Origin of the sequence: Roseomonas alba, assembly GCF_019430885.1 — a bacterium.
Taxonomy (GTDB): Bacteria; Pseudomonadota; Alphaproteobacteria; order Acetobacterales; family Acetobacteraceae; genus Neoroseomonas; species Neoroseomonas alba.
Genome location: NZ_JAHYBZ010000007.1, coordinates 321,479 through 333,707 on the forward strand (window position 1 = coordinate 321,479; position 12,229 = coordinate 333,707).

Consider the following 12,229-nt stretch of genomic DNA (forward strand, 5'->3'; position numbering starts at 1 on the left):
GGGCGCGCCGTTACCGTGGCAGTCGTTGAAGCGGAGAGAGACCATGTTCCACGTCTTCACCCTGCCGATCGCCGTCCGCACGCCGCATGGCAAGTGCCTGGCACGCTATGGCATCGCCCCGGAGCAGGCGGGCGATCCCTGGTGGGTGATCTATCGCGACAAGGCCGGCCGCTGGCTGACCGCGATGGTCGATGAGGTCCCGGCCGGCTGATCAGCCGCCCCGCCGAGGCGGGTCGCGGGACAGGCCCCGCGCGCCGAGCGCGGCGAGGTAGGCGGCCCAGCGGGTCTCCTGTTCCTCGCCCAGGCTGCGCAGGTAGTCCCAGGCGTAGATGCCGGTGTCGTGCAGATCGTCGAAGACGATACGCACCGCGTAATGGCCGACCGGCTCGACGCGCATGATGCCAACATGGCGGCGGCCGGCGACGATCACCTTCTGGTCCGGGGCATGGCCCTGGACCTCGGCGGAAGGGCTTTCCACACGCAGATACTCGGCCGGCAGGCGGAAACGGGCACCGTCCGGCCAGGCGATTTCCAGCACCTGTTCCGCACGCTTCAACCGGATCTCGGAGGGCGCGGACATCAGCCGGCGAGCTTGCGTGCCTCGTCGGGCAGCATGATCGGGATGCCGTCGCGGATCGGGTAGGCGAGGCCGGCGCGCTCGCTGACCAGCTCGTTCTTCTCCCGGTCGTAGCGCAGCGGCCCCTTGGTCACGGGGCAGACGAGGATTTCAAGCAGCCGCGGATCGACGGTGCCGGCGGGCGGGGCGGTTTCGGTGGACATGGAACGAAGCGTCCTCTGGCTGGGGCTTCCCGGTGCCTCAATGGCGCGTCACGTCGGGTCGCGCAACACCCGGTACACCGCCGGGATGGCAAGCACCGTCAGCAACGTCGAGGACAGCAGCCCGAACAGCAGCGCCACGGCCAGCCCCTGAAAGATCGGATCGGCCAGGATGAAGCCGGCGCCGATCATGGCCGCGGCGGCGGTCAGGGCGATGGGCTTGAAGCGCACCGCGCCGGCCTCCAGCGCCACGGCGCGGATGCTGCGCCCGTCGCGCGGGGCATGGCGGATGAAATCCACCAGCAGGATGGAATTGCGCACGATGATGCCGGCGAGGGCGATGAAGCCGATCATCGACGGCGCGGTGAAGGCCGCGCCCATCAGCGCATGGCCGAGCACCACGCCGGGCAGCGCGAGCGGCACCGGCAGCAGCACGACCAGCGGAAGGGTGAAGCTGCGGAACTGCGCCACCACCAGCACATAGATGCCGAGCAGCGCCACCGCGAAGGCCATGCCCATGTCGCGGAAGGTGATGCGCGTGACCTCCCATTCGCCATCCCACAGCAGCACGGGCGTCGTGGGATCGTCGGGCTGGCCCCAGAGGCGGATCTCCGGCGCGCCGGGCATGCCGCGCAACGCGTCGGCGACAGCGATCATGCCGTAGATCGGCGCCTCGTAGCGGCCGGCGAGCTCGGCCATCACCATTTCCGCGTTGCGGCCGTTGCGGCGGTAGATCAGCGGGGAGGCGGGCTCCTCGGTGACGCGGATCAGATCGCCGAGTTCCACGGGGCCCCGGCGGCCCGGCACCGGGGTGACGAGGAGTTCCTCGGTGAGATGCAGCCGGTCCTTGGGCAGGCGGATCATCAGCGCGAGCGGGTTGCGCCCCGCCCCGCGATGCGACCAGCCCACCGCCACGCCGCCAAGCAGCGCCCGGATCGTATCCGCCACGGCGGCTTCCTCGACGCCATGGAATTCGAGCTGGTCGGGCAGCATGCGGATGCGCAGCCGCGTACCCGGATCGGCGATGGTGTCGTCCTGATCGACCAGGAAGTCGAGGCCGCGGAAGACCCCTCGCACCTTCTCGGCCGCGGCGCGGCGGGTGGCGGCGTCGGGGCCGTAGATCTCGGCGAGCAGCGTCGCCATGACCGGCGGGCCAGGCGGCACCTCGGTTACGCGCAGGCGGGCATCGGCCGGCAACGGCAGGGCGGCGAGCCGGTTGCGGATGTCGATGGCGATGGCGTGGCTCTCGCGCGTGCGGCGATGGCGGTCAGTGAGCTGGATGTCGAGGTCACCCTGGCGCGGGCTCTGCCGGCCGAAGCTGTGGCGTACCAGGCCGTTGAAGTTGAAGGGCGCGGCGGTGCCGGCGTTGAGCGTGACGCCTTCGACCTCCGGCACCGCGCGTAGCAGGTCGGCGGCGCCGATCAGGGCGCGTTCGGTATCTTCCACGCTGCTGCCGGCAGGCATGTCGAGCACCACGGCGAGCTCCGACTTGTTGTCGAAGGGCAGCAGCTTCACCGTGACGTCGCGCGTATAGAACAGCGCCATGGACGCGACCATCGCGATGCCGGTGAAGGCCAGGAAGGACCAGGCGACCGCACGCCGTTCGATGATGCGCGACGCGACGGCACGATAGATGCGTGCCAGGAAGCCTTCCCCATGGCTGGCATGGGAGGCGCCGAGCTTCACCATCAGCCAGGGCGTCAGCACCATGGCGACGAAGAAGGAAAAGGCCATGGCCGCCGAGGCTACCGCCGGGATCGGCGCCATGTAGGGCCCCATCATCCCGGAGACGAACATCATCGGCAGCAGCGCGACGATGACGGTCAGCGTGGCGACGATGGTGGGGTTGCCGACCTCGGCCACCGCTTCCACCGCGACGGTGGCGCGGTCGCGCGTCGGGTCCAGCGCCCAGTGGCGGTCGATGTTCTCCACCACCACGATGGCGTCGTCGACCAGGATGCCGATGGAGAAGATCAGCGCGAAGAGCGAGACGCGGTTCAGCGTGTAGCCCAGCATCAGCGCGCCGAAGAGCGTCAGCAGGATGGTCACCGGAATGACCACGGCGGTCACCAGCGCCGCGCGCCAGCCCACCACCAGCCACACCAGCACGACGATGGACAGGGTCGCGAGGCCGAGATGGAAAAGCAACTCGTCCGACTTGTCCTGCGCGGTCTGGCCATAGTCGCGCGTCACATCGGCGACGATGCCGGCGGGGATCAGCCGGCCCTGCTGGGCGGCGAGGCGTTCCTCGACCGCGCGCGTCACCGTCACCGCATTGGCGCCGGGGCGCTTGGCGATGGCGATGGAGACCGCAGGGACCTGCTGGAAGGCGCCGTCCTGCTGGCGGGTCAGCCGCCAGACCCGTGATTCGAGCGGCGACGGCGCGACACCGATATGCGCCACGTCGCCGAGATAGACCGGCCGACCGTCGGAGGCGGTGAGCAGCAGCAGCCCGGCATCCGGCACGCCCTGCAGGGTCTCGCCGACCTGCACCGAAAGGGTGCGGCCGTCCGCGCGCAGCCGCCCCGCCTGGAAGGAGGCATTCGCCCCCCGCAGCTTGTCCACGATCTGGTTGAGCGTGATGCCGTGCCGCGCCAGCGCCGCCGGGTCGGGTTCGATGCGCAGTTCCATCGGCCGCCCACCCACGATGTAGGTCAGGCCGACTTCCGGAATGGTGGCGAGATCCGACAATAGCCGGTCGGCGACCTCGTGCAGAGCGGCGTCGTTCCAGCGGGCATCGGGCGTGCGCGGATGCAGGGTGACGACGGCGACGGCGACATCGTTGATGCCGCGACCGACCACCAGCGGCTCGGGGATGCCGAGCGGCAGGCGGTCCCAATTGGCCCGCAGCTTCTCGTGCACGCGCAGGATCGCGTCGTCGGCGGAGGTGCCGACCAGGAAGCGCGCGGTGACCAGCACCGAATCATCCACAGTCTGGCTGTAGACATGCTCGACCCCGGGGATGGCGGTGACGATCGCCTCCAGCGGGCGGGTCACCAGTTCCATCGCATCGGGTGCGGCGAGGCCATCGGCGCGCACGCTGATGTCCACCATCGGGACGCTGATCTGGGGTTCTTCCTCGCGCGGCAGGGCGATCAGCGCGATCAGACCGACCGCGACCGAGACGATGAGCAGCAGCGGCGTCAGCGGCGAGCGGATGAAGCTCTGGGCGAGACGCCCGGACAGGCCGAGGCTCATGGCTGCACCAGCACGTCGCCGGCGGCGAGGCCGGACAGGATCTCGATATTGTCCTGCCCATGCATGGGACCGCGTTGCACCGGCACCAGGGCACCGGAGGCGAGTTTCACCATGTCCACGCCCGGCCCGGTGATGAGGTAGCGGCGGGGGATGACGATGGCCTGGCGGCGATCGGCAGGGATGGTGACGTGGACGCGCTCGCCCACGAAGAAGTCGCCGAGGCCGGCGACCTCGGCATCCGCGACGACCTGGCCCTGCTGCAATTCGGGATAGACCAGCACGATGCGGCCCTGGCCGAGCGGCGCACCACCCGACAGACCACGACCGCCGACGCTGACCGCATCGCCAGCGTGCAGGAAGCGCGCATGGCGCTCGGGCAAGCGCAGGCGCAGCACGTAATTGTCGGTGGCAATGGTGGCGATGGTCTCGCCGGGCATGGTCACCGCGCCCACGCTGCCGCGGACAGTGAGCACGCGCCCGCCCTGCGGGGCGAGCACCTCGCCCTCGCGCTGCTGCTGGACCAAGACCTCGCGCTCGGCACGGCTCGCGGCGATCTGGCCGTCCAGCACCTGGACCGCGGTGGTCGCCTCGTCGAGCCGCGCCTGGGTGGCGGCCCCGGTGGTGCGCAGGGCGCGGGTGCGGTCGAGTTCGAGGCTCGCCTGGTGGCGTTGGGCATCGAGCGCGCCGAGCCGGGCATCGAGGGCGGCGAGTTGCAGCGGGTGCTTGGGATCGACGACCAGGGCAATCACCTGGCCGGTGGTGACGGCGTCGCCCTCCCGCACCGTGAGGCGCGTCAGGGTGCCGGCGATGCGCGCGCGGGCCTCGACCTCACGGACGCTTTCGACCGTGGCGACGACCGGACGAGGGTCCTCAACCGTGGTGGGTTCGACCGTCAGCGGGGCCTGCGCCGCCGCGACGCCGGGAAGCAGGAGGGCGGCGAGCAGGCAGGCCAGGCGCACCAGGCGGCGAAAGGCGGAAGCGGCGTGCGGGGAGGACATGGGGATTCCAGGCTGCGGCGTTTCTCGCCGCTATATATTAGCGATTTCGCATATAAACAACCGAAAGAATTCGGAAACCCGGCCCCCGCCACCGCCGATGGTGCGGGAAGATAGCGATCGAGGACACCCCATGCGCCAGGATGGGTCCGCACGCCCTCGCCGCCTCAGCTCGGTCGGCCCTCGCACGGCGCGTTGGCCGCGCCCCCCATGCGCAGCAGTGTCACCAAGGTCCGGGCACGCTCGGTGGTGTCGGCGGCTTCCAGCAGGGCCTGCTTCTCCGACGCCTCGAAGGGGCAGACCATGGACAGGGTGGTGACCAGCATGGCGTCGGCGGTCTGTTCCACCGCCTCCCAGTTCGCCTCGATGCCGCGAGCGCGGAAATAGGGGCGCAGCGCGGCGAGCAGCGCCGCGCGGTCACAGGCGGTGGGACCGGGGTCCGTGGCGAGGTCGCCGGCATAGCTGCCATAGTCCGCGCGCACCCGGCGGTAGCCGCCGGGTGCGAGAGGCAGTTCCTCCGCGATGCGGAAACGGATCAGCCCGGTGAGGGTGATCAGCAGGCGGCCATCCTCGGTCTCGCTGAAGGAGGTGAGGCGGCCGAGGCAGCCAATGGCGTAGAGGCCCGGCCCGGTCGCCCCGGCCGGAAGGCGGGCATCGGGCTGGACCATGCCGAACATCCGTCCCCGCGCCAGGCTGTCGAGCGTCATCGCCAGGTAGCGCGGCTCAAAGACGTTCAGCGGCAGCCTTCCCTGCGGCAGCAGCAGGGCGCCGGAGAGCGGGAAGACCGCAATCTCCTCCGGCAACTCTGCGAAGCGCGGGTGGAAGGCCGGCATGGCACCTGTCCGATGCTCAGCGGAAAATGACGGCCGAGAGCTTGCGGCGGCCGGCCTTGCTCGCCGGATCCTCGAAGCCCCAGGCCTCGAACAGCTTCAGGAGCTGCTTGCGGGCGGCCTCGTCATTCCAGGCGCGGTCGCGGCGGATCGCCTCGATCAGCGTGTCCACCGCGGCGTTGCGGTCGCCGCTGGCGCTCTGGGCGATGGCGAGGTCGATGCGCGCGGCATGGTCGTCCGGGTTGGCGGCGATGCGGGCCTCGAATTCCGCAAGCTGGGCCTGGGCGCGGCGGCCTTCGATCTCGACCTCGATGGCGCTGCGGGCGGCGGTGAGCTCCGGGGTTTCCTTGATCTTGGCAGGGGCGCTGTCGAGGACGGAGAGGGCCTGCTCCTCATGCCCCAGGGCGAGCAGGGCGCGGGCGACGCCGGCGAGCGCCTTGGCATTCTCGGGTTCCTGCTGGGACAGGGCACCGAAGAGTTCGAGAGCGGTCTGGTGGTCGCCCTCGGCCACAGCGGCCTCGGCCTCGGCGAGGAGGTCGGCGCCGGGCATCTGGCCGCCGGCGGCCTTGAGCAGCCCCTCGACGAAGCGCTTCACCTCGGATTCCGGCAGGGCGCCCTGGAAGAGGTCAAGGATCTGGCCCTGCCAGAAGGCCACGACCGTCGGGACGGATTGCAGCGGCAGGCCCATCTGGGTGAGCTGGGCGACGAGCTGGCGGTTCTTGTCGATGTCAATCTTCACCAGCCGCACGCGGCCGCCGGCGGAGCCGACGACCTTTTCCAGCGCGGGGGTGAGCGTCTTGCAGGGGCCGCACCAGGTGGCCCAGAAATCGACCAGGATGGGAACCTGGCGGGACGCCTCGATGACGTCCTGCATGAAGGTCTTCTGGTCGCCATCCTTGATGGCGCCTTCGGCGGCGGGCGCGCCCTGGCGGGCGGGGTCGAAGATCACGTCCATGGCAGGCATTCCTCAGGTCTTGGTGCATAAATGCGCCGTCGCGGTCCGGAAGCAAGCCGCGAAGGCCGGAGCCAGGGGACCGAATACCACGATGGGCACGCGTTTCGAGGCGGACCCGCTCTATGGCTGCCCGTGTGAATCCTACCAGTTGCAGATCGGGCTGGCGGCGGCGGGGGGGGGGCTGGTCGCGGTGCAGCGGGCGCTGGCGGATGCCGGCGGCGACGGGCTGCATCTGATCCCGCCGGAAGCCCTGCATGTCACTGTGCTGCCGCTGATCGATGCCGCGAAGCAGCTCCCGAAGCCCAAGGCGGAGATCTGGGCGCGGCATGAGGCGGGCTGGCGGGCGGCGAGCGCCCAGGCCTGCCGGCGGATGGCGCCGTTCCGTCTGCGCTTTACCCGGCTGCGCGCCGAGGCGCGGGCGGTCATTGCCCTGGACGACGAGAATCCGCTGGCGGAGTTGCGCGCGGCGCTCGCCGGGGGCTGCGGGTTGCCGGAACGGCCGGTGCGTCGGCCGCAGATCACCCACGCAACCCTGCTGCGTGTCCGCGACCCCGAGCAGCTACGGTTGCCGGGGCGGCTGCCGGCCCTGTCGGTGGAGGTTCCGGTCCGTGGACTGCGGCTGGTGCGGGAGACGGTCTTCCCGACCCTGGCCTTCGACCTGCTGGCCGAATACGCGTTCTGATCAGTCAGCGTCGAGGTCCAACACCGCGCAGGGGTGGCCGAGATCGGCCAGGAAATCGAGCAGTTCCGCCGGAGCAAGGGCCGTGCTGGCGGCATTGGTCAGCGGATGGACCCAGATGCGGGCGCAGTCCTCGACGAGGTGGCGGTCCATGACGAAGCGGACCGATCCGGGCGCCGCATTGACCAAGGCGAGCGGCGTGACCGAACCGGGGGTAACGCCGAGGGTCGCCTCAAGTTCCGCGGCACTGGCCATCGAAACCTTCCCGGCCCCGGCCAGCCGGGCCAGGGCGTTCACCGAGACCTGGCGGTCGGCCTCCAGCGTCGCGAGGAGGAAGGGCCCCTCCCCCTTCGCCGGACGAAGAAAGAGGTTCTTGGTATGGCCGCCGGGCAAGGTCGCTGCGATGTCCCGCCCCTCCGCCACGGTGAAGACCGGGCGGTGGTGGCGGGTCTCCGCGGCAACACCGGCAGCGGCGAGGCGGGCAAGGAGGCCTTCGGGCGTCTCGGGCATTCAATCCAGTCGGAGGTTGTTCGCGCGCACCACCCTGGACCAGACCTCGATCTCATTGTCGAGCCATGTGCGGAAGTTTTCCGGTCCCTCGACCCGATTCACCGCGCCCAGAGCCGTGATGCGCTGGGCGGTGGCCGGCATGGCCATGGCGGAGGCGATCTCCGAGGCGAGGCGCACCACGGTGGGCGCCGGGGTGCCGCCCTGGGCCAGGACGCCCTGCCACGTGCCGGAATCGGCGGCCGGCCAGCCCAGTTCGTGAAAGGTTGGGATGTCGGGGAAGTCAGCCAGGCGCGCCGGGCCGGTGACGGCAATGGGGCGCAGCGTGCCCTGCTTGCAGAAGGGGGCGGTCGCCGTGGCACCGTTGATGATCATCTGCGATTCGCCGGCCGCAACGGCGGTGAGTGCTGCCGCGCCACCACGATAAGGCACCTGGGTGAGATCCGCCCCCCAATGCTGGGTGACCAGAAGGCCCGTAAGATGGTTGCCGACGCCGATGCCGGCATGGCCGACATTCAGGCGCTGCGGATTGGCCTTGGCGAAGGCGACGAGTTCAGCAGCATTTTGCGCCGGAACGGACGGGTGCACGGCAAGGATGTAGGGCGCGTAGATCAGCATGGTGATCGGGGCGAGATCCCGCTTCAGGTCGAAGGGCAGGCGCGTGTAGAGCGACGGTGCGGTCGCGAGCGTCGAGACGTCGATCAGCAGCAGGGTGTGACCGTCGGGCGGGGATTTGGCGACGAGGTCGGCGCCGATATTGCCGCCCGCACCGGTGCGATTTTCCACCACGACATTCTGGCCGAGGGCGCGGGTGAGATCGGGCGCGAGGAGCCGGGCCAGGATGTCCGAGGTGCCGCCCGGGGCGAAGGGCACGATGAGGCGGATCGCGTGGTCAAAGGTCTGTGCGCGCAGGGTGCGCGGCGCCGACAAGGCAAGCGCGGCCGCAAGGCCGAGCGTGGAACGACGGTCCATGGCGATAGTCCTCCCGGAGAGATTCGTTGCGGAAAGGATGATTCGGGCCGGGCATCGCTGTCGAGGAGAATTCGAAATTTGCCGTACAGGGTGGCTTGCAATCCCGGTGGGCCATGGTAGAAGCCCGGCCTCCGCACGGAGCGCGGGCGTAGCTCAGGGGTAGAGCACGACCTTGCCAAGGTCGGGGTCGAGGGTTCGAATCCCTTCGCCCGCTCCATTCTTCTCTCTCACAACCTGTCTCTCCTGGTCACGGCACCGCGCTGAGGCGCAGGTTTGGCCGGGGTTCGCGCGCGGACCTTGATACTTCGACCGCGCAACAGAGGCCCGGTGGGCGTCTCTGTTCTTCCCGTTCTCTCCGAACCTCGGGACTTGGGCGATTCAGTCTACAAGCTTTAGTGCGTTGTTTTTCCACAGCCTTCTACGGTGGTGAGCTTCGAGCATTCAGCGACGCTGTTGCATGGGCAATGCCCCCAGAAGCACGAATTCCCGCGCTTCGCCCCCAAGCCATGGCAATTTCCGATACTGTGTTACTGTTCCGGCATGGACGGTCAGGGGCGGGGACACCGCGAAGCAGCACCAGAGGCGCGCGCGCGGCAAATCATCGACGCCGCCCTCATCATCGCCGGCTGGATCGTCCAGGACCGCGACGAGGTGAACCTCCACGCGGGCCCAGGCATCGCCGTCCGTGAAACCCCCACAGCCACCGGCCCGGCCGATTATCTCCTATTCCTCGACGGCCGCGCCTGCGGCGTCCTCGAAGCCAAGCCGGAGGGCACCACCCTGCTCGGCGTCGTGAACCAGGGCACCGACTACACCCGCGCCGCACCGGCCCGGTATCCCGCCTGGGCCGACCCGCTCCCCTTCGTCTATGTCTCCACCGGCGCGGAAACCCTGTTCCAGGACGCCCGAGACCCACACGCCCGCCCGCGCCGCATCTTTGCCCCGCACCGGCCCGAGACCCTGCGCGCTATGCTCCAGGCCGGCAACAGCCTGCGCGCCCGTCTCGCCACCCTGCCGCCGCTTGACGCCTCCCGCCTCCGCCCCTGCCAGGCCGAGGCCATCGCGGGCGTCGAAACATCCCTCGCTGCGGGCAAGCCCCGTGCCCTCGTCTCGATGGCGACCGGTGCCGGCAAGACCTACACCGCCTGCGCCCTGACCCACCGGCTGCTCTCGCCCCCGGTCCGCATGGGCCGCGTCCTGTTCCTGGTGGACCGCGCCAATCTCGGCACCCAGGCCAAGCGCGAGTTCGACGCCTTCACTCCCGGCGGCGCCGGCCTGCTGTTCCGCGAGGAATTCACCGTCCAGCACCTGCAGGGCAGCGCCATCGACCCCTCGGCCAGCGTGGTGATCTCCACCGTCCAGCGCCTCTATTCCGTTTTGCGCGGCCAACCCTTGGACGATGAGGACGACGAACGCGGTGGCTTCGAGCGCCCCGATGACCACGCCCAGCGCCCCGTCACCTACAATCCCGACATCCCGCCCGAGACCTTCGACCTCATCATCGTCGATGAGTGCCACCGCTCCATCTACGGCTCCTGGCGCCAGGTGCTGGAATACTTCGACGCCTTCCTTGTCGGCCTGACCGCCACCCCCGGCCGCCACACCCTGGGCTTCTTCCAGCAGAACATCGTCAGCCAATACCCCTTCGAGCGCTCCGTCGCTGACGGCGTGAACGTGGATTTCGAGGTCTGGCGCGTCCGCACCGAGGTCGGCGAGCGCGGCGGCACCATCCCCGCCGGCTTCGCCGTCCCGCACCGCGACAAGGAAACCCGCCGTCGCCGCCTCGCCGCGTTGGAGGAGGACCGCCCCTACGCCCCCAGCGAACTCAACCGCGCGATCGAGAACCCGAACCAGATCCGCACCGTGCTGCAGGCCTATCGTGACGCCCTGCCCACGCAGTTGTTCCCCGGCCGGGCCGAGGTGCCGAAGACGCTGATCTTCTGCCAGTCCGACAGCCACGCCGAGACGGTGACGGAGATCGCCCGCGAAGTCTTCGAGGGCGACGCCCGCTTCGCCCAGAAGATCACCTACAAGGCCACCGGGCGAACGGGGCAGGAACTGATCCAGGACTTCCGCACCGACCACCTGTTCCGCATCGCCACCACCGTGGACATGGTCGCCACCGGCACGGACATCCGGCCGCTGGAGGTGTTGATCTTCCTGCGCGACGTGCGCAGCGCCCAGTATTTCGAGCAGATGCGCGGCCGCGGATCCCGCACCATCCTGCCCACCGACCTGCAACGCGCGACCCCCTCGGCCGAGCGCAAGGACCGCTTCATCATCGTGGACGCGGTCGGCGTGACGGAGAGCGTGAAGACGCCCACCGAGCCGCTGGAACGCGACCGCACCCTCAGCCTCGAAGCCCTGCTGGAACGCGTCGCCTTCGGCCACACGGACGAGGACACCTGCGCCACCCTCGCCGGCCGCTTGGCGCGGCTGGAAGGCCGCCTGCCCGACCCGGCGAAGGCCGACCTGCGGCAGACCGCCCACGGCGCCACCCTGACCGACCTGGCGCGCGCCCTGGTGGACGCCGCCGACCCTATCCGCATCGAGGCGAAGGCCCGCGAGACCGGCGCCGCCTCCCCCGAGGATGACGCCGCCTGGGACGCCGCGGCCGAGGCCCTGCGCGCCGAGGCCTGCAAGCCCATCGCCGCCAACCCCGCGCTGCGCCGCGCCATCCTCGAGGCGCAGCGGCAGACCGAGATCATTGTGGACGAGTTGACGCCCGACGCCGTCCTCTCCGCCGATTTCGACCTGAAGCGCGCCACCGAGATCACCGAACGCTTCACCCGCTTCCTGGACGAGGAACAGGACCGGCTGGCGGCGCTGGCCATCCTCTATGCCCGCCCGCACGCGCAGCGGCGCCTGACCTACGCCATGCTGCAGGAATTGCGGCAGGCCATGGCGCGGCCGCCCTGGCTGTTGGACGACAGGAACGTCTGGGCATGCTACCGCCGCCTGCATGCGGGTCAGACGCGCGCGCCGGCCGGGCTGCTGACCGATCTGGTCGGGTTGGTGCGCTACGCCATCGGCGCGCGGGCGGTGCTGGCGCCCTTCGCGCCGGACGTGAACCGCAACTTCGAACTCTGGCTCGGCCGCGAGAAGAAGGCCGGGCGCGACTACACCGAGGCGCAGATGGAGTGGCTGCGACTGATGAAGGAATGGGTGGCGAGCAACGTGGACCTGACGATGAACGATCTCCGCGAGGTTCCGGATTTCTCCTCACGCGGCGGCACGGCGCGGGCGCGTGTGCTGTTCGGTGCTGACCGGCTGCCGACACTGGTCGATGACCTGGCCGACGCGCTGGTGGCGTAAG

The 12,229-nt window shown here is 69.9% G+C and carries 11 protein-coding genes and 1 tRNA gene; 4 read left to right on the forward strand and 8 right to left on the reverse strand.

All coding sequences use genetic code 11. From position 1 onward, the window contains the following. The first annotated feature begins 43 nt into the window (after positions 1–43). The gene (locus KPL78_RS20710; protein ID WP_219764895.1) at positions 44–211 is read left to right on the forward strand and encodes a hypothetical protein; all 168 of its coding nucleotides are present in this window, start codon (positions 44–46) and stop codon (positions 209–211) included. Here the strand turns inward: KPL78_RS20710 and KPL78_RS20715 are convergent, their stop codons facing one another. The 6 genes from KPL78_RS20715 to KPL78_RS20740 all read right to left on the reverse strand — a co-directional run bounded on the left by KPL78_RS20715 (position 212) and on the right by KPL78_RS20740 (position 6,755). Next, a complete protein-coding gene (locus tag KPL78_RS20715; RefSeq protein WP_219764896.1) occupies positions 212–580 on the reverse strand; it encodes a gamma-butyrobetaine hydroxylase family protein in 369 nt (122 codons plus the stop codon). Beyond that, on the reverse strand, positions 580–780 hold the full coding sequence (locus tag KPL78_RS20720; protein WP_219764897.1) for a Trm112 family protein: 201 nt from the start codon (positions 778–780) through the stop codon (positions 580–582). The genes KPL78_RS20715 and KPL78_RS20720 overlap by 1 nt, the downstream gene beginning before the upstream one ends. Positions 781–828: 48 nt before the next feature. Then, a complete protein-coding gene (locus KPL78_RS20725; protein WP_219764898.1) occupies positions 829–3,975 on the reverse strand; it encodes an efflux RND transporter permease subunit in 3,147 nt (1,048 codons plus the stop codon). After that, positions 3,972–4,973, reverse strand: a complete 1,002-nt coding sequence (locus KPL78_RS20730) for an efflux RND transporter periplasmic adaptor subunit (protein ID WP_219764899.1) — start codon at positions 4,971–4,973, stop codon at positions 3,972–3,974. Before KPL78_RS20730 ends, KPL78_RS20725 begins: the two co-directional genes overlap by 4 nt. 164 nt (positions 4,974–5,137) lie before the next feature. Beyond that, positions 5,138–5,803: an LON peptidase substrate-binding domain-containing protein gene (locus KPL78_RS20735; RefSeq protein ID WP_219764900.1), complete on the reverse strand. Its 666-nt coding sequence runs from the start codon at positions 5,801–5,803 to the stop codon at positions 5,138–5,140. A gap of 16 nt (positions 5,804–5,819) precedes the next feature. Next, positions 5,820–6,755, reverse strand: a complete 936-nt coding sequence (locus tag KPL78_RS20740; RefSeq protein WP_219764901.1) for a tetratricopeptide repeat protein — start codon at positions 6,753–6,755, stop codon at positions 5,820–5,822. Positions 6,756–6,846: 91 nt separating this feature from the next. Between KPL78_RS20740 and KPL78_RS20745 the strand changes: the two genes are divergently transcribed. Next, positions 6,847–7,437 carry a 2'-5' RNA ligase family protein gene (locus tag KPL78_RS20745; RefSeq protein WP_219764902.1) on the forward strand — a complete coding sequence of 197 codons (591 nt, stop codon included), beginning with the start codon at positions 6,847–6,849 and terminating at the stop codon, positions 7,435–7,437. Here KPL78_RS20745 and KPL78_RS20750 read toward each other — a convergent pair whose 3' ends face one another. Both KPL78_RS20750 and KPL78_RS20755 read right to left on the reverse strand, forming a co-directional pair. Beyond that, positions 7,438–7,944, reverse strand: coding sequence for a YbaK/EbsC family protein (locus KPL78_RS20750; protein WP_219764903.1), 507 nt, complete (start codon positions 7,942–7,944; stop codon positions 7,438–7,440). After that, on the reverse strand, positions 7,945–8,913 hold the full coding sequence (locus KPL78_RS20755; protein WP_219764904.1) for a Bug family tripartite tricarboxylate transporter substrate binding protein: 969 nt from the start codon (positions 8,911–8,913) through the stop codon (positions 7,945–7,947). It lies immediately after the preceding gene. A gap of 142 nt (positions 8,914–9,055) precedes the next feature. On the opposite strand from KPL78_RS20755, the gene KPL78_RS20760 reads away from it, so the two are divergent. Continuing rightward, positions 9,056–9,130, forward strand: a tRNA-Gly gene (locus KPL78_RS20760). Positions 9,131–9,564: 434 nt separating this feature from the next. Further along, positions 9,565–12,228, forward strand: a complete 2,664-nt coding sequence (locus tag KPL78_RS20765; RefSeq protein WP_369412802.1) for a type I restriction endonuclease subunit R — start codon at positions 9,565–9,567, stop codon at positions 12,226–12,228. Position 12,229: the final 1 nt, after the last annotated feature.

Excerpts from the sequence above, each read along its gene's own strand:
- KPL78_RS20745 (WP_219764902.1), top strand. The coding sequence starts at position 6,847 with ATGGGCACGCGTTTCGAGGCGGACCCGCTCTATGGCTGCCCGTGTGAA.
- KPL78_RS20725 (WP_219764898.1), bottom strand. The coding sequence starts at position 3,975 with ATGAGCCTCGGCCTGTCCGGGCGTCTCGCCCAGAGCTTCATCCGCTCG.
- KPL78_RS20735 (WP_219764900.1), bottom strand. The coding sequence starts at position 5,803 with ATGCCGGCCTTCCACCCGCGCTTCGCAGAGTTGCCGGAGGAGATTGCG.
- KPL78_RS20720 (WP_219764897.1), bottom strand. The coding sequence starts at position 780 with ATGTCCACCGAAACCGCCCCGCCCGCCGGCACCGTCGATCCGCGGCTG.
- KPL78_RS20715 (WP_219764896.1), bottom strand. The coding sequence starts at position 580 with ATGTCCGCGCCCTCCGAGATCCGGTTGAAGCGTGCGGAACAGGTGCTG.
- KPL78_RS20755 (WP_219764904.1), bottom strand. The coding sequence starts at position 8,913 with ATGGACCGTCGTTCCACGCTCGGCCTTGCGGCCGCGCTTGCCTTGTCG.
- KPL78_RS20710 (WP_219764895.1), top strand. The coding sequence starts at position 44 with ATGTTCCACGTCTTCACCCTGCCGATCGCCGTCCGCACGCCGCATGGC.
- KPL78_RS20730 (WP_219764899.1), bottom strand. The coding sequence starts at position 4,973 with ATGTCCTCCCCGCACGCCGCTTCCGCCTTTCGCCGCCTGGTGCGCCTG.
- KPL78_RS20740 (WP_219764901.1), bottom strand. The coding sequence starts at position 6,755 with ATGGACGTGATCTTCGACCCCGCCCGCCAGGGCGCGCCCGCCGCCGAA.
- KPL78_RS20750 (WP_219764903.1), bottom strand. The coding sequence starts at position 7,944 with ATGCCCGAGACGCCCGAAGGCCTCCTTGCCCGCCTCGCCGCTGCCGGT.